We start from the raw sequence: 18581 nt of genomic DNA, 5'->3' as shown, positions 1-18581 counted from the left end.
CGACATCGGACGGTCTGGAGCCGCGACCCGTAGGACGGCGGTCACCGACACCACCCGTGCAGTCCGGGGCGGCCTGCTGCGCCGCATCGCAGAGCTGGCCATCGCCGCCCCGGCGCGGACGATCGCTATCGCAGGGCTCGTGATGGTGGCCGCAGGCATCTTCGGGATTCCGGTCGCCAAGAGCCTGTCAGCCGGCGGACTGCAGGATCCCACGTCCGAATCGGCAAGGGCAGCAAAGCTTCTGACGGACAAGTTCGGCCAGGGCGACGTGCAATTGCTATTCATCGTTTCCGACCCGGACGGCGCCACGAGCACGGCGGCCCGCGCGGTCGGCACCGATATCGCCGATCAGCTGAGCCGGTCCGAGCACGTGACCAGCGTGACCTCGGCATGGACCGCGCCGCCGGCCGCGGCGGCGTCGCTGGTGAGCAAGGACGGAAGGTCCGGGCTGATCGTCGCGGGTATCGGTGGCGGCGAGACCGACTCACAAAAGTACGCCGACGCCCTGTCGCAGCGGTTCGCGCACGACCGCAATGGGCTCGGCGTGCGGTCAGGCGGGGTCGCGATGGTCAACGCGCAGATCACCGAGCAGGCGCAGCGCGACGTGCTGGTGGTGGAGGCGATCGCCATCCCGCTCAGCTTCGTCGTGCTGGTGTGGGTGTTCGGTGGCTTGTTCACCGCCGCCTTGCCCATCGCGATCGGCGGAATGTCGATCCTGGGCACGCTCGCGGTGCTCCGCCTGATCGCGTTCACCACCGATGTGTCGATCTTTGCGCTCAACCTCAGCACCGCGTTGGGCCTGGCCCTGGCGATCGACTACACGTTGCTCATCGTCAGCCGCTTCCGGGACGAGATGGCCGGCGGGGCAAGCCGTGACGACGCGCTCATTCACACCATGGCGACCGCGGGCCGCACGGTGTTGTTCTCGGCCACGACGGTCGCGCTTTCGATGGCCGCAATGATCCTGTTTCCGATGCACTTCCTGAAGTCGTTCGGCTACGCGGGAATCGCGACGGTCGCGTTCACCGCGACGGCGGCGGTGGTGATCACGCCCGCGGCCATCGTCTTACTCGGGGATCGATTGAACGCGCTGGACGTGCGTCGGCTAGTGCGCCGCGTGCGCGGCCGGACGGCGCCGGCCCGCATGCCCGTGGAAGAGGAATTCTGGTATCGATCAACGCGATTCGTCATCCGGCACGCGATTCCCATCGGACTGAGCGTGGTTGGGTTGTTGTTGCTGGTCGGTATGCCGTTCCTTGGGGTGCGGTGGGGATTTCCAGATGACCGGGTGCTGCCGAACTCCGCTTCGGCTCGCCAGGTCGGCGATCAGTTGCGCAGCGATTTCGCCAACGACTCGGCCACCTCGATCAACGTCGTCGTCCCGGACATCGACGGCGTGCCGGATTCCGAAATCGCCAGGTACTCAGCGGATCTGTCGCGGGTGCCCGACGTGTCGGCGGTGTCGGGTCCGGTTGGCACCTTCGTGGCCGGGGCGCCGGTCGCACCCCCCTCGGCGCCGATCGGCCGGGTACAGGGCAGCGCGTTTCTCACCGTCAGGACCACCGCGCCGCTCTTCTCCGACCGGTCCGAGGCCCAGCTGCGCAGCCTGCACGGGATACCCCGCCCCGACGGGAGGACGGTCGAGTTCGGCGGGACCGCGCAGACCAATCGCGACAGCGTCAACGCGATCACGTCACGCCTGCCCCTGGTGCTGGGCCTGATAGCCTCGGTCACGTTCGTATTGCTGTTCCTCCTGACGGGCAGCGTCGTGATGCCGCTCAAAGCTCTTGTCCTCAACGTGCTTTCGCTGACAGCGGCTTTCGGTGCAATGGTGTGGATCTTTCAGGACCACCACCTCGGCGGCCTCGGGACCACATCCACCGGGACACTGGTCGCCAACATGCCGGTGCTGCTGTTCTGCATCGCCTTCGGCCTGTCGATGGACTACGAAGTCTTCGTTGTTTCGCGCATCCGTGAATTCTGGCTCGCCTCGGGGCGCACCCGCGCCGACAACGACGAGAGCGTCGCGCTCGGCGTGGCCCGCACCGGTCGGGTGGTAACGGCGGCGGCGCTGGTGATGTCGATCTCGTTCGCCGCGTTGATCGCCGCGCAGGTGTCGTTCATGCGGATGTTCGGGGTGGGCCTGACGCTCGCCGTGGCCGCGGACGCCACCCTGGTGCGCATGGTGCTGCTGCCGGCGTTCATGCATGTGATGGGACGGTGGAACTGGTGGGCGCCCGAGTGGCTGGCACGGCTGCACGAGCGTTTCGGAATCAGTGAGGGTGGCGCCATCGTGCACGAGAAGACCACGCCGAGAAGCCACGATGTCCCCGAAGCGCTTTCCGCATTCCCAACCTAGGCCGCGTCGTCGGCGAGGCCCGGGCGTCTGGTGGACGGGTCCTGGCAGGCGTGGTTGATGCCAGGCAGCATCTGGTGGGCGTAGTCCCCGCCGGTCCGGACGGTCAGCGCCGCTATCAATGCGCCGAGCACGCATGCGACGGCGGTGATGATCATCGCCACCGAGAAGCCGGGACCGAGCGGCTGTCCTGGCCCGGCGGTGATGCCGGCCGCAGCCGGCAGCACGGCGACGGCAAGCAACCCGGCGAGGCGCGCGACGGCGTTGTTGACGCCGGAGGCGGTGCCCGCGTAGCCGTCGGGAACGGCGGAGAGGACGGCGGCGGTCAACGGCGCCACGGTGATTGCCAGCCCGACGCCGAACACGACGACGGCGGGCAGCACCGCGCGGAGATAAGTCACCCCGGGCACGATCCGGGCCATCAACGCCAAACCCGCCGCGGCGATCAGCGGCCCGACCGTCATCGGCAGCCGCGGCCCGGCCCGCTGCCCGAGGGCGCCGGCCCACGGCGAGCCGATCAGCATGATGATCGTCATCGGCAGCATCGCCAGCCCCGCGGCGAGCGCGGAGTAGTGCAGGCTTTGTTGCAGCTGCAGGGCCAGCAGGAACAGCGCCCCGCCGATGGCGGTGTAGACGGCCAGGGTCGCGAGGTTGGCGCCGGTGAATTGCCGGGATCGCAACAGCCGCAACGGCAGCAGCGGCGATTGCGCGCGTCGTTCGATCGCCGGAAAAGCGAGCAGCGCCGCCACACCGCCGGCGGCGGGCACCGTCGTGACGAAAGTCCAACCGCGCGAAGGCGCCTCGATGAGCGCGTAGATCACCCCGGACAGCCCGACGGTGACGGCGGCGGTCCCCAGGACGTCCGGACCGCCCCGCGCGGTGGGATCGCGCGATTCGGGGATGCGTCGGGCGGCGATCCACAGCACCGCCACGGCCAGCGGAAGGTTCAAGAAGAACACCCAGCGCCACGACGCCGCATCGACCAGCCAGCCGCCGATGAACGGACCCAGCGCAGTCGTCACCCCGGACATGCCCGCCCAGATCCCGACCGCCCGGCCCCGTTCGTCGTCGACGATGCCGGCGTCGATCAACGCCAGGCTGCCCGGAACCAGCGCCGCCGCGCCGACACCCTGCGCCAGCCGCGCGCCGACCAGCCATCCGATCGTCGGCGAAAGACCGCAGACCACAGACGCGGCGGTGAAGGCGACCAGCCCGGCGATGAAAACCCGTCGGCGCCCATAGCGGTCGCCCGCCGCGCCACCGGTGAGCAGCAGCGCACTCAGCGTCAGCAGGTAGCCGTCGAGGACCCACTGTTGGCCGGTCAAACCCCCGCCCAGGTCGCGCCCGATGGCCGGCAGCGCCACGTTGACGACGGTGCCGTCCAGCAGCGCAATGCCCGAACCGAGGACGGCGGCGGCGATGAGCCAGCGTGCACCGGCCGACGCCAATGGCAACTGGCGTGGCCCGACGGGTTCGCCGCCGGTGCGCTGGTCCACGGCTGAGCATTCTGCGCCATGGCCGCATCGCGGTGCATAGCGGGACCTGAACGCCGGGGCTAGCCCGTCGGCATGATCTGCCCCAGACTGGAATCGCCATATCCCAAAACTCGTAGCGCGACGAACATCTCAATGGCAGGGAATTACCAAGGGGCAGGAGAGCACGCGATGACTTCGTTGAACCTAACGAGCAGTGGCACAGCCGATTTCGACGAAGGCGATGTGTATTTTATCGGTAACGCCACCACCTTGATTCGGTTTTGCGGGCTGACGATCCTGACCGATCCCGCCTTCCTCCACAAAGGCGAGCACGTCAATTTGGGCCACGGCATATGGGCCCGCCGCGAAGTCGAGCCCGCCTGCCAGATCGCCGACCTGCCACCTATCGACCTGATCGTCTTGTCGCACTACCACGGCGACCATTTCGACGACGTCGCCGCACAACAGCTCGACAAGAAGCTGCCCATCGTGTCAACGGCTGACGCGGTGGACAAGCTCAGCGCTCTGGGTTTCGAGCACGGCTATGCCCTCGACACCTGGGAGTCGCTCGCGGTGCACAAGGGCGACGCGACGTTGACCATCACCGCCATGCCAGGCAAGCACTCCACGGACGAGGCGGTCAACGAACTGCTGATGCCTGTCAACGGGCACTTGCTCGACTTCAGCCGCAATGACGATAACCTCTACCGGCTCTACATCACCGGGGACACGATGCTCGTCGACAGCCTCGAGGAGATCCCGCGCCGCTACCCCGACATCGACCTTGGCCTGATCCACACCGGTGGCACGACCTTCCTTGTCACGGTCGTGACGATGACCGGTGAGCAAGGCGTGAAGGCCGTCGAGATCACCAAACCTCGCACCGCGATACCGATCCACTACAACGACTTCTCGGTCTTCCTTTCCGGTCTCGACGACTTCAAGCGGGCGGCCCAGGCCTCGACCACGAGCACCAAATTCGTCTACCTCGCTCACGGTGAGACGTACCGCTTCAAGCCCGACAGCTGATGCTTGCGTTGCGGACCTAACGCTTGCTCGTCGCCAGTATGTGGGCTGCCGTTCACTTCACGGACGGCAATTGCGCGCCTGATGTGCAAAAATCGCTGCCACACTGGCCACCTGCCGCCCACCCCTAGGGAGTAGGACCACCCACAATGACCGATGTCGAGCAGACGCCCTCCGACGGAATTTCGCCCGGCCCCACGCGGGCCGATCTGGCCGAGCACTCCCGCACCGGGATGAGCGCGGCGGCGCTGCAGCGGGCGATCACCGACCACCTGCGCTACTCGATCGGTCGCCCGGCCGCCGCGCTGCGACCCGAGCACTACTACCGGGCGCTGGCCCTCGCCGTGCGCGACCGCATGCAGGACCGCCGGGTGGCCTCGACGCAGACCTCGCTGGACCTCGGCCGCAAGGTGACCTGCTACCTGTCGGCCGAATTTTTGATGGGTCCGCAGCTGGGCAACAATCTGCTGAACCTCAACATGGAGCTGGCGGCCAAGACGGCGCTCGCGGCGATGGGACAGAATCTCGAGACGGTCCTGGCTTGCGAGGAGGAACCGGGACTGGGCAACGGTGGCCTCGGTCGGCTCGCGGCGTGCTACCTCGACTCGCTGGCCACGCTCGAGCGGCCCGCGATCGGCTACGGCATCCGCTATGAATTCGGCATCTTCGACCAGGAGATTCGCGACGGCTGGCAGGTCGAGCAGACCGACAACTGGCTGGACCACGGAAACCCTTGGGAGATCCCGAAACCCGACGTCAACTACCTGGTCAAGTGGGGCGGCTACGCCGCGCACTACACCGACGACTCCGGCCACGATCGCGTCCGGTGGGTGCCGGGGCGCGTGCTCAAGGGCGTCGCGTACGACACGCCCATCCAGGGTTACGGCGTCAACACCTGTAACGTGCTGACGCTGTGGAGCGCGCGGGCCGTCAAGTCATTCGCATTGGATGCCTTCAACACCGGCGATTACTACGGGGCGGTCGAGGACGAGGTCATGTCCGAAACCGTCACCAAGGTGCTGTACCCCAACGACGAGCCGGAGGCGGGCAAGCAACTGCGCCTGCTGCAGCAGTACTTCTTCGTGTCCTGCTCGCTGCAGCACGTGCTGCACATCATGGACGATCTCGCCGACGCCGGCGTGCGGGAGCTCCCGCAACGATTCGCCGTGCAGCTCAACGACACTCACCCCTCAATCGGGGTCGCCGAGCTGATGCGGTTGCTGGTCGACGAGCGCCAGCTGGACTGGGACGAGGCGTGGGAGATCACCGTCGCGACGTTCGGCTACACCAACCACACCCTGTTGCCCGAGGCGCTGGAGACCTGGCCGCTGGAGATGTTCTCCGAGGCGCTGCCCCGCCACATCGAGATCATCTACGAGATCAACCGCCGATTCCTCGACGAGGTGCGCGCCCGCTTCCCCGGCGACGAGGACCGGTTGCGACGGATGTCGCTGATCGGCGAGGACGGCGGCAAGAGCGTCCGGATGGCGCACCTCGCCACCGTCGGCAGCCACGCGATCAACGGTGTCGCCGCGCTGCACTCCGAACTGCTGAAAAGCAGTGTCTTGAAAGACTTTTACGAGCTGTGGCCGGAGCGGTTCAGCAACAAGACCAACGGCGTGACACCGCGCCGCTTCCTCGCCCTGGCCAACCCCGGGTTGCGCGAGCTGCTTGACCGCACAGTCGGCGACGGCTGGCTGACCGACCTGAGCCGCCTGCGCGGGCTGGAGCCGTTCGTCGACGATGCGGCCTTCCGTCGGGAATGGCACGACATCAAACGCAACAACAAGGCGCGCCTGGCCAAGTACGTCCGGTCGGTCGCGGGCGTCGAGCTGAACCCGGACTGGATGTTCGACGTCCAGGTCAAGCGCATCCACGAGTACAAGCGTCAGCACCTCAACGTCCTGCACATCGTCGCGTTGTATCACCGGCTCAAGCAGGACCCCGGGTTGTCGATTCCGCAGCGCGCCTTCATCTTCGGCGGCAAGGCCGCCCCGGGCTACTTCATGGCCAAGCGGATCATCAAGCTGATCAATGCCGTCGGTGAGACGGTCAACGCGGACCCGGCTGTGAACCGCTTCCTCAGGGTGGCGTTCGTGCCGAACTTCAATGTGCAGAACGCCCACTTGATCTACCCCGCCGCCGACCTGTCCGAGCAGATCTCCACCGCGGGCAAGGAAGCCTCGGGCACCGGCAACATGAAGTTCATGATCAACGGCGCCCTGACCATCGGCACGCTCGACGGGGCCAACGTCGAGATGCGCGATGAGGTCGGGCCGGAGAACTTCTTCCTGTTCGGCCTGACCGAGCAGGAGGTCGAGGCCGTCAAGGCGAACGGCTACCGCCCGGCCGACTACATCGACGGCGACGACGAGCTGCGCGCGGTGCTGGATCTGATTGGGGGCGGGACGTTCTCGCACGGTGACACCGAGGTCTTCCGGCCGCTGGTGGACAACCTATGGCACGACGACCCCTTCCTGGTCTGCGCCGACTTCGCGTCCTACCTGAAGTGCCAGGAGCAGGTCAGCGAGGCCTGGCGGGACACTGAGGCGTGGACGAAGATGTCCATCCTCAATACCGCTCGAAGCGGCAAGTTCTCGTCTGACCGCGCCATCACCGAATACTGCGACGAGATCTGGAACGTCTGGCCGCTGACCGTGAAGATGTGAGCCGTCAGCGGTAGCCCGGCAGATCCGGCACGCCGCTGGCAGTCAGCCAACCGCCGCCGTCGACGATAAGGACGGCTCCCGTCACGTAGGACGCCGCGTCGCTGGCCAAAAACAGCACGGCTTCGGCCACCTCGGTGGTGGAACCGGGGCGCCGCAGCGGGTTCTGGGTGGTGCGGTGCTGGTTATCGCCGGTGATTCTCTTCACGCCTTCGGTGCCCGACATCGCGCCGGGGGCAACGACATTCACCCGAACCCCGTCCGGTCCCCATTCGATCGCGCAGGCGCGGCTGAACGCGTCGACGCCGGCCTTGGCCGAAACGACATGCGCCTGCAGGGCCATGCCGCGGTACTGGATCGCGGCGCTGATGTTGACCACCGCGCCGCCGTGATCGCGCAGCCAAAGGTCGTACGCCGTCTTCGACACGTTGAAGGTGCCCAGTAGGTCGATGTCGACGACGGCCTTGAATCCCTTTGGGCTCAAGCCGCTTATCGGCACGGGGAAGTTTCCGGCGGCGTTGTTGACGACGATGTCGAGTTGGCCGAACTTTCGCAGCACCTCCTCGACGACGGCCGTCACCTCGTCGTCGCGGCGGACGTCACAGACGCCGTATGTCGCCTCAATCCCCTCTTCCCGCAACGCCGCAACCGCTGCTTCGAGATTGGGTTCCTTGCGGCTGCAGATCGCGACGCGGGCGCCGTGGTTGCCGAGAACTCGCGCGACCTCCAGGCCGAGCCCGGTTGCGCCGCCGGTGACCAAGGCGACTTTGCCCTGCAGAAGATCGGCCCGGAAAGGGCTGCGGCTGTTGGTCATGGCACGTCCGTCAGCTGTCCCAGCTCGGCATCAGACCCAACGCGCGCATCAGCTGGCCCTCGAACCCGGTCAGCAGCGAAACCCCGGTGACCGACGACTGCGGCAGCGGGAAGTTCAGGCCCGGATCGAGCACCGGGTTGAACGGGTAGCCGGTCGGCATCATCGACGGCGGCAGGAACCCCAGATCCACCAGCGCCGCCTGCGGGCCCTGAACCGCGCCATGCACCAGGTCCGGGACGATGGTGAACGGGTTCGGCAGCTCGAACAGGCTGGCGGGAGTGGGGATGTCGGCGTACTCGCCCGACCCGTAGCCCATGTCGACGATCACCCGCAGGTCCGGCTGCAGCAGATCGGCCAGCGCGTTGCCGAACGGCTGCGGCACGTACAAGCGCAGCGGCGCGACAAGCGGCAGGTTCTGCGTCAGCAGCTCGTAGTAGTGGGTGGCCCCGGTGTATCCCGGCGAGGTCGGCAGCTCGATCGCGTTGGCGATCTGCCCGGGTGTCAGGTCGACGTAGTCGTGCGTCCCGTGGTACAGCGCGAAACCCATGAACGCGTTGAGGTCGCTGACCGGGTTGAGCACGTACTGGGGCAGATTCGTCACCATGTCGTACTGATTGGTAAAGATCACCGTTGGATACGGCGAGTTGGGCGGCGTCGCGCCGTTCATCAGCACATCGACCAACGGGATGTACAGGCCGGGGAAGCGTTCGAAGAAGCCCCCATTAGGGTTGCCCGGATCACCCGTCAAAAAGAACGACAGCTTGGTCGGATCCGGCGGGTTCGTCATGGCCATAAGGTTGCGGATCTCGTTGGTCGCAACGAGCGAACTTTGTGAGGTGCCGTAGACGACCACCTTGTTGCCCGCCGCGAGTTCGGTGTTGATAGCGGTGTTCAGCAACTGCACGCCCTGCGCGACCGATTGGCCCAGCGTCAGGTTCCCGAGTTGCGGGGTGAACGGCCAGAACTGCTCCGGCGTGTAAAACGACTGTCCCGACGTCCCGAGGAGCGGCGACAGCGTGGGGTTGTTCAGGAAGTTGGCCATGATCGAGCTGACGTACTTGGCGTCCGGCAGGGGGAACGTGGTGCCACCGACAATCAGCGCCACCGAGCTGTTTTGCGGGACGATCAGCGGCGGGATGCTCGTGGGGGCGGGGTTCTCGGCCGAGGCGGCGAAGGAGGCGAGGGGCGCTTCCAGCTCGCCGACCGTGTCGCGCAGCGCCTGCAGCGCGGCCTGCTCGGTCTGCGCGTAGGCCGCGCCGGCCTCACCCAGCAGTTGCATGAACCGCTGCTCGAACGCCTGGCCCTCCGCGGCCAGTTCCCGATCGATCCTCGATTGATTGATGAACAACGGCGTGACCGCCGCGCTCACCTCGTCGGCGCCGGCGGGCAGGATGCTGCTCGTTCGCAGCGCCGCGAGGGCGTTGGCCTCTTCGAGCGCGGCCCCGATGTTGCCGACGTCCTCCGCCGCCGACACCAGCCCCTCAGGAACGACCTGCACCCGGACCATTCTGGTCAACGACGGCGGTCGCCGAGCGCTCTTCGTTGAATTCCTGCCGACGCCGGGTCTTACACTGGGCCGTCGGAGGCGCGACTGAAGGTGAAGTACCCGTGAGGACCCCCACGACGATTGCTGCCGGCGGGCTGGCTGTCCTGGCCTTGCTGGTGGGCGCGGGCGTCGCCCACGCGGATAGCTTTCAGGACAAAGAAAAACAGGCATGCCAGCTGATGGACGATCCGGCCGGCCCCGAATCGGGTTATGCGCCAGCCGAATATGCGTTCATGACGCTGCGAGCCAAGATGTCGGCGGAGGACGCGCGGAACCTCATGTCGCTGGCGGCCCAGGACGTTTGCCCAAACCACATAATCGACCTGCCGGCGAGCTGGCGGTAATGGCCGAGTAATTCCCACCATTGCCGCTTCGAGCCCGCGGCAATCAAGATCGGCGATCTTATTTTTTCGCAGTTCAGCCCTATCTTTACTCCTTCGGAGTTCATAGGGTTCACCAGAGATAGTCACCGAAACCGCAAAGGTGGCTGGATATGCACAGTTCGCGTGGTCCGCCGAGAACTCAAATAAGCGGAGAGGCCCGGAAACCCGGGCCGCGGCACCAATCTGTCCGACATCACCCGGCGCCTTATCTCGCGCCGTCAAAAAAGGGGGGTTTGCCACCGAAGTCAAGCAAAGGAGATGTGACACAATGGATTTCGCAATACTACCGCCGGAGATCAACTCCGCGCGCATGTACACCGGCCCGGGCTCGGGTTCGCTTTTGGCCGCCGCGGGCAGCTGGGATTCCCTGGCCGCGGAATTGACCACCACGGCCGACACATACCAGTCGGTGGTTTCGGGCCTAACCACGTTGAACTGGCACGGCCCCGCTGCCGAGTCGATGGCCGCCACCGCCATCCCCTACATCGGTTGGCTGAACATGACCGCCGAGCAGACGAAGCAGACCGCGATGCAGGCCAGAGCGGCCGCGGCGGCCTACGAGCAGGCATTCGCGATGACCGTGCCCCCGCCGGTGATCGCGGCCAACCGCGCCCAGCTGGCCTCGCTGATCGCGACGAACTTTTTCGGCCAAAACACCGCGGCCATTGCGGCTACGGAAGCGCAGTACGCCGAGATGTGGGCCCAGGACGCCGCGGCAATGTACGGCTACTCCAGCGCCTCGGCCGCCGCGGCGACGTTGGTGCCGTTCACCCCGCCGAACCAGACTACGAATCCGGCGGGAGCGGACGCACAGTCCGCCGCGGTCGCCCAGGCCACCGCATCGATACCCAATACTCTGCAAGGACTCGCAACCGGACCCATCAGCCAATGGCTCCAGACGCTGTGGCAAGGCATCGAAGGCCTACTTGGGGATACCGGTCCCTACAACGGGCTCTTCAACGACTACGGCCCGGGCTCCCAAATCTGGAGCGACCTGGCTTCGAGTGGAGTCTTCCAACTTCCGGCCACCCTCAATATTGCCGGTTTTGCGGCCGCCGGAGTCGGGGATGAGCAAACAATAAGTACAGCTGTGAAGGCAGCATTGACTCCCGCATCAGCAGGAGCAGTAGGTGCGGGAGCGGGGGCAGTAACAGGTGCCGAGAACGCTGCTATAGGTGGTGGTGGTGCAATCGCAGCGTCGATAAATCCCGTGAGCGCATTCAGTGGCGGGGGCGGCGTTTCCGCGATCCTTACCGGCGCCAAGTCGATCGGGCCGATGTCAGTCCCGGCGAGCTGGTCCACCCCTGCCGTCAGCCACATATCAACCCTGTCGGGCACCGGCCTAACAACACTCCCGGGAACCGAAGAAGCGGTCGGCGCCGGCATGCCGGGTGTACCCGGGATGCCGGCAGGGACACTAACGCGAGCATCAGGCGTCATACCGCGATACGGGACCCGGCTGACGGTGATGCCACGGCCGCCGGCCGCGGGTTGATATCCCTCAGCTCTCCACAAGGTCGGGGATAGGTTCCGCGTCCGTCAGCCAGTGGCGTCCGGCCCGGCGGGCCGCCTCCCACTTGGGGATGCTCACCGCATCGTCTTGGCCCAGGTCCTCGGGAGTCGGGCCAATGCGCTCGGCCAGCGGAGCAAGCGCACCCACATCGAAGTTGTACACCTCGGCCGCGGTGAGCCCGAGGATTTGTCGCGTCTCGTCGATTGGAATGTCCCAGAACGAACGCCGCAGCCAGTCGCGAGTGTGCGGCCATGTTCCTTCCGGGTGAGGATAATCGTTGCCCCACAGCATGTTTGGAACACCGATCTCGTAGCGACGGGCCAGTTCCCGGCGCTCGGTCGTGGTGGCACCGATGAAGCAGTTCCTGTCGAAGTACGCCGAGGGTGGCATCGTCAGATCGCCCTCCAAGAGACGGCTCATCTTCTTGGCCGAGTGCTCACGCATGAACCGGGTGTCCATCAGCCACAGCAGGTCATTAGCCCAGTAGGCACCGCACTCGGTGGCCCCCCAGCGCAGGTTCGGGAAGCGCTCGAACACGCCGGCCCACAACGCGAACCACAGCGGCCGGACTCCCCACCAGCGCACCTCGGTCGTATAGATGCCCAGGTGCGGGCCGTACTGCTCACTGGGCGCGGGACCGACGTGGGTGTGAACCGGCATCTGCAGGTCCTGGCACGCGGCCCACACCTTGTCGTAGCGCCGGTCATGGTACGGCGGGTAGTCACCCCAGAGCACCGGAATCATGATGCCGCCGCGCAACCCAGCTTCGGCCGCTCGAGCGATCTCGGCCACCGCCGCGTCGATGTCCGCCAGTATCGGCACGACCGCGACGCCGGCCCGCCGCTCGGGGCTGTGGCTGCACAACTCGGCCAGCCAGCGGTTGTGGGCCCGCGCCCCGGCCATCGCACGTCCCGGATCCAGGTCGCCGGACTGCCCCAGGCCCGCGCCGAACGGAGCCCCGGCGACACCGGTGACGGCGTCGGCGTCGGGAAAGATGACCTCACCGGCGACGCCGTCGCCGTCGAGCTCGCGGTCGCGCTGGCCGACGTCCCAGCCACCCGCGATGCCGTCTCCGTGTTCGTCGAACCACTGCTCGGCGAACTCCTCGTCGATGAAAGCGCCGGCCTGCGCCGCGGCGGCAGTTTTCTCGGCGAGGAACGTCTCGAAGTCCTCCCGGTATTCCGGGTCGATGTACTCGCGATACTGCTCAGTGGGCAACTCGGCGTGCGTGTCCGCGGAGATGATGAGGTAGGGCGCCGCGTCGTTCATGGATGTCCTCTCGCAATTACCAGGCACGGATCGGGTCGGGCTCGAAGACGGTGCTGCTCGCGTCGGCGGGCGCGGCCGCCAAGGGCTCGGCAACCTCTGCCACGGTCGGGCCGATTCGCTCAACCAGGGGCGCCAACGCGTCGAGGTCGAAGCCGTAGACGGCCGCCGCATTCCCGCCCACGATGGCCGCCACCTCGTCCGCCGGCACACCGCTGAAGGTGTAGCGCAACGCTTCTCGGGTGTAGGGGGCGGTGCCCTCCAGGTGCGGGTAGTCGCTACCCCACATGACCTTCTCGACGCCGATCCGGTGGCGCTCGGCGCACTCGACGGGCCGCATGAAGCTGGCGCCGACGTAACACTGGCGCGACCAGAACTCGCTGGGTCGCAGGCTCAGCGAGCCCGCGGTGGGTCCGGCGAAGCGAGCGATCGCCGAGTTCGCCCGCCCGTATCGGGCCGCCGCCACGTCGAGCGAGTCCAGCGTCGCCGGTATCCACCCCGCACCCTGCTCGGTGAAGACGACGGTGAGCTCCGGGTGGCGATCCAGTGCGCCGCTGAAGATCAGGTGCCACAGCGCCCGGTGCGCAAACCAATGCGTCTCATACACCCATACCGCGAACGAACTGCCCCATCCGTCCGTCGGGTTCGGTCCGGCGTTGCCGCCGTGGTGATTGACCACCAGGCCCGCCTCCGCGCACGCCGCCCACAGCGGCTCCCAGTGCTCGGCGTAGAGCTGGGGAATGCCTGCGCCGGGCGGGATCCCGGGCAGCAGCACACCGCCGCGCAGGCCCAATTTGGCGATCTGAGCTATCTCGGCGACGGCCTCGTCGAGGTCCCCGAGCAAGATCTGACCCACCCCGGCGCGCCGCTCCGGCGACAATGAGCAGAAGTCGGAAAGCCAACGATTGTGCGCACGCAGGCCGGCCCAGCGCAGCTCGAGCTCCCGGGCGTCCACGGGTTGGGGGGCGGCCAGACTCGCCTGGGGAAAGAACGGCGGCACGGTATTCGGGAAGATGACCTCCCCCGCGACGCCTTCGGCATCCAGGTCCGAGTTTCGGCGCGCGCTGTTCCAGTTGCGCTCAGCGTCGGCCTCGGTGAGGTCGCCGAACGGATTGACGTATGTCTTTGCCCAGCCGTCGAATTCGTCCCTGTACTGCGGATCGAGGTATTCCCGATAGTCGAGCAGGTCAGCGCCGGCGTGGCAGTCGGCCGAGATGACCGTGTACCGGTCCATGGTGCGCTACACCCGCGTCGGCTCGGGACGTGGCGCGGCGAGCAGGGCCACGTCGTCGTAGCGCTGGTGCACGTACGGCAGCAGCCATTCCTGCGGAACCTGCGACGCGATCCGCCCCACCTGGATGGTGCGCCGGCGACACCACGTGATCGAGGTGACCTGGCGGATCACGATGTCTGCCACCGGGTCCAGCGGAGACTCGCCCAATTCTACTGTGCCGTCGATGTTCTCGAGCAGCTCGTAGTGGCGGTGGTATTCGCCGTAGACCAGGTGGGGGTCGGTGATGCCGCTGCCGTCGGGGGCACGCAGGAACTTGAAGTAGAACTCGGTGTTCACTTGGTCGGGCGGCAGCTCGGCGGCGCCGGTGATCTGGCCGGTCACCGTGATGAGCTGATAGCCCAGCCGGGCGACGACGGCGGCGACGCGATCGCCGTCGCGCTCCACCTCGATGTGGGCCAGTTTCTTTGGCTCACCGAATGTTTCGCGCCCGCCCGTGACCGACTGTTCGGTCGACTGGGGCATGAAGAGCGGATAGTCGCCCGCGAGGTCGCCGTGCCGCGCTGTCACCGAGAACACCGCAGACCCGAACGGCGCCCTGCCTTCGATTTGGACGCGCTGGAGCTGAACCCGCACCACCGGTTCGGCCGCCGGCTCCAACGGCTTGGGCAGCACGGCCGCGACGATCTCCGGATAGGTGAGGTAGGTGACGGTGATCGCCTCGGTGGCGATGGGCGCCTTGGTGGCATCGATCTCGTGGTCGACTTGCGCCTCGGGTGCGCGAGGACCGTAGCGAATTTCGTTGGCGCTCAACGTGCTCCTCCTTCGGTTTTCTCGGCATGCCGGCCGAGGACGTCAACCAGGTAGTCGGGCTCGCCGCGGGCGAGGATCGACGCCGCCTTCTTGCCGACGACTTGATCGGCCGGTGTGGGCGGCCCCATCATCCAGAAGCGGTCCGCCTGAATTCCGTCCACGACGAGGTCGGCGACGGTCTCGAGCGGGGTGAACTCGACATGTGCACCGGCGGCCTCGAAGCGGGCCACCACCCTTTCCAGGGTTTGGTCGGGTGTGCGGCGTTCCTGCGTCGCGGCATAGCGGTCCGGGCGGTGCCGCCACGACTCCCAGATGCCGGTGTTCAGAAAGCCGCCGGGGAAGAGGACGTGCGCCCGCACCCGCGTCCCGGTCATCTCGAGGTGGGTGTAGAGGCTTTCGGTCAGGCAGAGCACCGCGGCCTTGGTCATCGGGTAGACCGCCGTGGCCGGCCCGCCCATGGCGCCGCGGGCGATCGGTGCGAATCCGCCGTTGCCCGAGCAGGTGTTGACCACGTGCCCGTCGCCCTGCTCGAGCAAGATCGGCACGAAAGCCTTGATGCCATGGATGACGCCGAGCACGTTGACGTCGATCCCCCAGCGCCAGTCGGCCAGGTCGTGCTCCCACATGTAGCCCTCGGAGACCCCGCCGGTACCGGCGTTGTTGCAGACGACGTGCACCGCGCCGAAGCGATCGAGCGCCTCCTTGGCCAGCGACTCGACCGAGGAGTAGTCGGTGACGTCAGTGACCACGCCGACCGCCTCGATGCCCTCGTCCGCGAGCGCCCGGGTTGCCGCGTCCAGCGGTTCGGCGAGGACGTCGGCCAGCACCACGTTCATGCCCTCCCGGCCGAAGCGCCTGCCCATGGCTTGGCCGATGCCACCGGCTCCCCCGGTTACGACGGCGGTCTTGCCTCGAAGGTCAGACATTGTGGTCATGGTCACATGGTCGCGCATGCCACCGCAAGGAGTCGCATTATGCGACCATAGGCTCATGGCTCCGCGCCCCTCCCCCCAGACCGAGCGGGTGGTGAACCTGTTCGAACACCTGGCGGGTGATGGCAGCGGGGGGATGACATTGGCCCAGGTTTCGCGCCAGTTGAGCGTCCACAAGGCCAGCTGCCACTCGATGCTGTCCGAACTACTCCGGGCCGGCTGGCTGCTGCGCGACCCGGTTCGCAAGACCTATCACCTCGGGCCCGCACTGGTGCGCCTCGGCCGAGAGGCCGCGGGCCGCTATCCCGCTCTGGTGTTGGCCCGCTCCGCGATGGCCGAGCTGTCGGCCGCGACGGGCGCGCACTGCGTTGCCTTTTCGGTGAGCGATGACTACTCGACCGTCGTCGATCAAGTCCGGAGCAGCCGCGGCGGCGGTAACCCGATGCCCGTCGGCACCCAGTTCCCGCACCGCCCGCCGTATGGCGCGTCGACCGTCGCCTGGGCCGGGCCGGAAGCTCGCGAACGCTGGCTGGCCACCCTGCCCGACGACGTGCGCGATCGCTACCGGCAGGCCATCGCCGCCGCCAAGCAACGCGGCTACGCGGTCGGCCTGCACATCCTGCCCGACCTGCGCCTGCGCGAACTGGCGCAGATCGTCCGCAGCGCCGAGGTGCGTTCCACCCGGCTGAGCCAGCTGGCGCAGGAATTGACAGACGAGCTGATCCATCAGGAGGAGTGGTTCCCGATCAGCCTGGAGCCGGACCGCACCTACGAGGTGAGCCACATCGACTCTCCCATTCTGGAGGCCGAATCTCGCATCGCCCTGATGCTCAGCCTGGTTCCCAGCGCCGAGCCGATGAGCGGCGCGGCGGTCACCCAGCTCGGCGCGCAGCTCGCCGCTGCGACCAGCCGGCTAAGCGAGGCGTTGACGGCAGAGTCCCAGCGCCGAGCGGGCCAAATAGGTTGGTAGCAACGCTATTCGGCGGTCGTCGGCCGGTCACGATGTGGCTGTCCGTCAGAGAGTGGAGTCGTTGATCAGACTCAGGTAACGCATCACCGGTGGCGGTTCTGTCTCGACCGCAACCGGTTTGGACATGCGACCCTGGGCGAACGCCGCCCGTAGGTTGCTGCGCGCCGTGTCGACGTCGGTGTCGATCTCGTAGAGCGTGACGAACGAGTCACCATCGGTTTGCCAACGTCGGGCCGACACGAATCCATCGATTGTCAGCATCTCGGGCACATGCACCCGATCGTGCCAATGGTGGTATTCCTCAACCAGTTCCGCTGATGCCGGTTTGCTCTCGACGAACAGTAGTGACTTTGTCATTCACGGTTCCCTTTACTGGATCGGCTCGTCGCCGAGGACGGTCGTGCGGAGCATTTCGCGGGCTGAATGGGGGTCGTAGGGAGCCGCGCGATGGAGGACCCCTCGGTTGTCCCAGATGACGGTGTCCCCGACCGACCAGGTGTGGCTGTAGACGTTCGCGGGCGCGGTGGCGCGCTCGAGGAGTTCGGCCAAGAGGGCACGCCCTTCGTCGAGATCCATTCCGACGACGTAGTCGGCCGAGGCGCCCAGCACCAGTGACTTGCGGCCGCTGCGGTGTGTCCACACCAACGGGTGCTCGTGGGTGCGCCGGGATCGCCATCGCGCCAACTGTTCTGGGGTCGGATCGGGGTTGACGCTCCGTTGTGAGGCTTCCAGGGAGTGCACGACACGTAACGTGCCGAGACGGCGCTTTTCTTCGTCGCTCAGCCTGTCGTAGGCGGCGTATGAGTTGGCGAATTCGGTTTCGCCGCCCCATTCGGCGACCTGCACGGCCGAAAGGACGGTGGCTTTTTGCGGATACTCGTCCCCTAGCGGGGTGCATCCGTCGATATGCCAGTCAAACGTGGCCCGAAGATAGTCCGCCGAGGAGTTCTTCGATTTGTCCAGCGTGATCGGGTATATCCCGGGCACGGGGTGGTGCCCGTCGGAGGAATGATCGACCTCTCCGAGGCGGCGGCAGAACGCGACCTGAGTCTCCGGTTGCAGCCGGAGACCCGGAAAGACCAGAACACCGTTGTGCTCCAACGCATCCAGGATGACCTCACCAACCGGGTCGTCGGAACTGAGGTGAGCCGGATCCAGGCCGGTGACTTCGGCGCCGACGGACTCGCCGAGCTTGGTGATGGTGAGCAGACTCATGAAAATCCCTGCCTGGCCTTCCTTGTGGTCACGCGGATGTCACGGGACCGGTTCGTCGGTGCGGATCATGACCGCATCGGCGGCATCGGTCGGAACGGGCTGGTGCATGACCTCGACCGCCATGGCGACCATGATCAGCGAATAGATCAGGTGCAACAGGTTGAGCGCATCCTCGGGTAGATCGTCGAGCGGGAACTTGTCGCAGTAGTCGATGGCCTCTTCCAGGCGCGGGAAGAACGCATCGTAGAACTCGTGCATTTCGGGCATGGTGCTGGCCACCCGCGCGATCCAGCGCTCGGTCTCGGTGGCCAGGCACCAGATTTGGGCATAGCGCTCCAGCTCGGCGAATGCACTGGGCAGCAGGGCGTCCGGCAT

At 66.6% G+C, this 18581-nt stretch carries 16 protein-coding genes; 6 read left to right on the top strand and 10 right to left on the bottom strand.

Annotated elements, in window-relative coordinates; all coding sequences use genetic code 11:
* Positions 1 to 73 precede the first annotated feature (73 nt).
* A complete protein-coding gene (locus AC5Y4S_RS03960) occupies positions 74 to 2359 on the top strand; it encodes an MMPL family transporter (RefSeq protein WP_500032130.1) in 2286 nt (761 codons plus the stop codon).
* Here AC5Y4S_RS03960 and AC5Y4S_RS03955 read toward each other — a convergent pair.
* Positions 2356 to 3852, bottom strand: a complete 1497-nt coding sequence (locus tag AC5Y4S_RS03955) for an MFS transporter (RefSeq protein ID WP_500030020.1) — start codon at positions 3850 to 3852, stop codon at positions 2356 to 2358. The two genes, AC5Y4S_RS03960 and AC5Y4S_RS03955, sit on opposite strands and share 4 nt — an antisense overlap.
* 72 nt (positions 3853 to 3924) lie before the next feature.
* On the opposite strand from AC5Y4S_RS03955, the gene AC5Y4S_RS03950 reads away from it, so the two are divergent.
* Both AC5Y4S_RS03950 and AC5Y4S_RS03945 read left to right on the top strand, forming a co-directional pair.
* Complete coding sequence (locus AC5Y4S_RS03950) at positions 3925 to 4860, top strand: MBL fold metallo-hydrolase (RefSeq protein ID WP_500030018.1); 936 nt, start codon at positions 3925 to 3927, stop codon at positions 4858 to 4860.
* 230 nt (positions 4861 to 5090) lie between these two features.
* A complete protein-coding gene (locus AC5Y4S_RS03945; RefSeq protein ID WP_500032128.1) occupies positions 5091 to 7526 on the top strand; it encodes a glycogen/starch/alpha-glucan phosphorylase in 2436 nt (811 codons plus the stop codon).
* A 4-nt stretch (positions 7527 to 7530) separates the two neighbouring features.
* On the opposite strand, the gene AC5Y4S_RS03940 is transcribed toward AC5Y4S_RS03945, so the two are convergent.
* Both AC5Y4S_RS03940 and AC5Y4S_RS03935 read right to left on the bottom strand, forming a co-directional pair.
* Entirely contained in the window at positions 7531 to 8337 is an 807-nt protein-coding gene (locus tag AC5Y4S_RS03940) for an SDR family oxidoreductase (RefSeq protein ID WP_500030016.1), read from the bottom strand.
* Between the two features lie 10 nt (positions 8338 to 8347).
* Entirely contained in the window at positions 8348 to 9844 is a 1497-nt protein-coding gene (locus AC5Y4S_RS03935) for a PE family protein (protein WP_500032126.1), read from the bottom strand.
* A 101-nt stretch (positions 9845 to 9945) separates the two neighbouring features.
* Between AC5Y4S_RS03935 and AC5Y4S_RS03930 the strand changes: the two genes are divergently transcribed.
* Together AC5Y4S_RS03930 and AC5Y4S_RS03925 are read left to right on the top strand one after the other, a co-directional pair.
* The gene (locus AC5Y4S_RS03930) at positions 9946 to 10227 is read left to right on the top strand and encodes a hypothetical protein (protein ID WP_500030014.1); all 282 of its coding nucleotides are present in this window, start codon (positions 9946 to 9948) and stop codon (positions 10225 to 10227) included.
* Between the two features lie 307 nt (positions 10228 to 10534).
* Positions 10535 to 11761: a PPE family protein gene (locus AC5Y4S_RS03925; RefSeq protein ID WP_500030013.1), complete on the top strand. Its 1227-nt coding sequence runs from the start codon at positions 10535 to 10537 to the stop codon at positions 11759 to 11761.
* 6 nt (positions 11762 to 11767) lie between these two features.
* Here the strand turns inward: AC5Y4S_RS03925 and AC5Y4S_RS03920 are convergent, their stop codons facing one another.
* The 4 genes from AC5Y4S_RS03920 to AC5Y4S_RS03905 are packed head-to-tail and all read right to left on the bottom strand — an operon-like array spanning position 11768 to position 16015.
* Positions 11768 to 13048: an amidohydrolase family protein gene (locus AC5Y4S_RS03920; protein WP_500030010.1), complete on the bottom strand. Its 1281-nt coding sequence runs from the start codon at positions 13046 to 13048 to the stop codon at positions 11768 to 11770.
* A 16-nt stretch (positions 13049 to 13064) separates the two neighbouring features.
* Complete coding sequence (locus AC5Y4S_RS03915) at positions 13065 to 14279, bottom strand: amidohydrolase family protein (protein ID WP_500030008.1); 1215 nt, start codon at positions 14277 to 14279, stop codon at positions 13065 to 13067.
* Between the two features lie 6 nt (positions 14280 to 14285).
* Entirely contained in the window at positions 14286 to 15089 is an 804-nt protein-coding gene (locus AC5Y4S_RS03910; RefSeq protein WP_500030006.1) for an acetoacetate decarboxylase family protein, read from the bottom strand.
* Positions 15086 to 16015 carry an SDR family NAD(P)-dependent oxidoreductase gene (locus AC5Y4S_RS03905; protein ID WP_500030004.1) on the bottom strand — a complete coding sequence of 310 codons (930 nt, stop codon included), beginning with the start codon at positions 16013 to 16015 and terminating at the stop codon, positions 15086 to 15088. The genes AC5Y4S_RS03910 and AC5Y4S_RS03905 overlap by 4 nt, the downstream gene beginning before the upstream one ends.
* A gap of 64 nt (positions 16016 to 16079) precedes the next feature.
* Between AC5Y4S_RS03905 and AC5Y4S_RS03900 the strand changes: the two genes are divergently transcribed.
* Complete coding sequence (locus tag AC5Y4S_RS03900; RefSeq protein WP_500030002.1) at positions 16080 to 16991, top strand: IclR family transcriptional regulator; 912 nt, start codon at positions 16080 to 16082, stop codon at positions 16989 to 16991.
* A gap of 45 nt (positions 16992 to 17036) precedes the next feature.
* On the opposite strand, the gene AC5Y4S_RS03895 is transcribed toward AC5Y4S_RS03900, so the two are convergent.
* Genes AC5Y4S_RS03895 through AC5Y4S_RS03885 form a run of 3 tightly spaced genes read right to left on the bottom strand, consistent with a single transcriptional unit; the run spans position 17037 to position 18581 of the window.
* The gene (locus tag AC5Y4S_RS03895) at positions 17037 to 17348 is read right to left on the bottom strand and encodes a hypothetical protein (RefSeq protein ID WP_500030000.1); all 312 of its coding nucleotides are present in this window, start codon (positions 17346 to 17348) and stop codon (positions 17037 to 17039) included.
* Between the two features lie 12 nt (positions 17349 to 17360).
* Positions 17361 to 18206 (bottom strand): TauD/TfdA dioxygenase family protein, encoded by an 846-nt coding sequence (locus AC5Y4S_RS03890; RefSeq protein WP_500029998.1) that lies wholly within the window; start codon positions 18204 to 18206, stop codon positions 17361 to 17363.
* Between the two features lie 39 nt (positions 18207 to 18245).
* Positions 18246 to 18581: a hypothetical protein gene (locus AC5Y4S_RS03885; RefSeq protein ID WP_500029997.1), complete on the bottom strand. Its 336-nt coding sequence runs from the start codon at positions 18579 to 18581 to the stop codon at positions 18246 to 18248.

The organism is Mycobacterium sp. NGS64, assembly GCF_059812245.1.
Note: the sequence above shows the minus strand (reverse complement) of the source record. Positions and strands in the feature narration are given on the sequence as shown.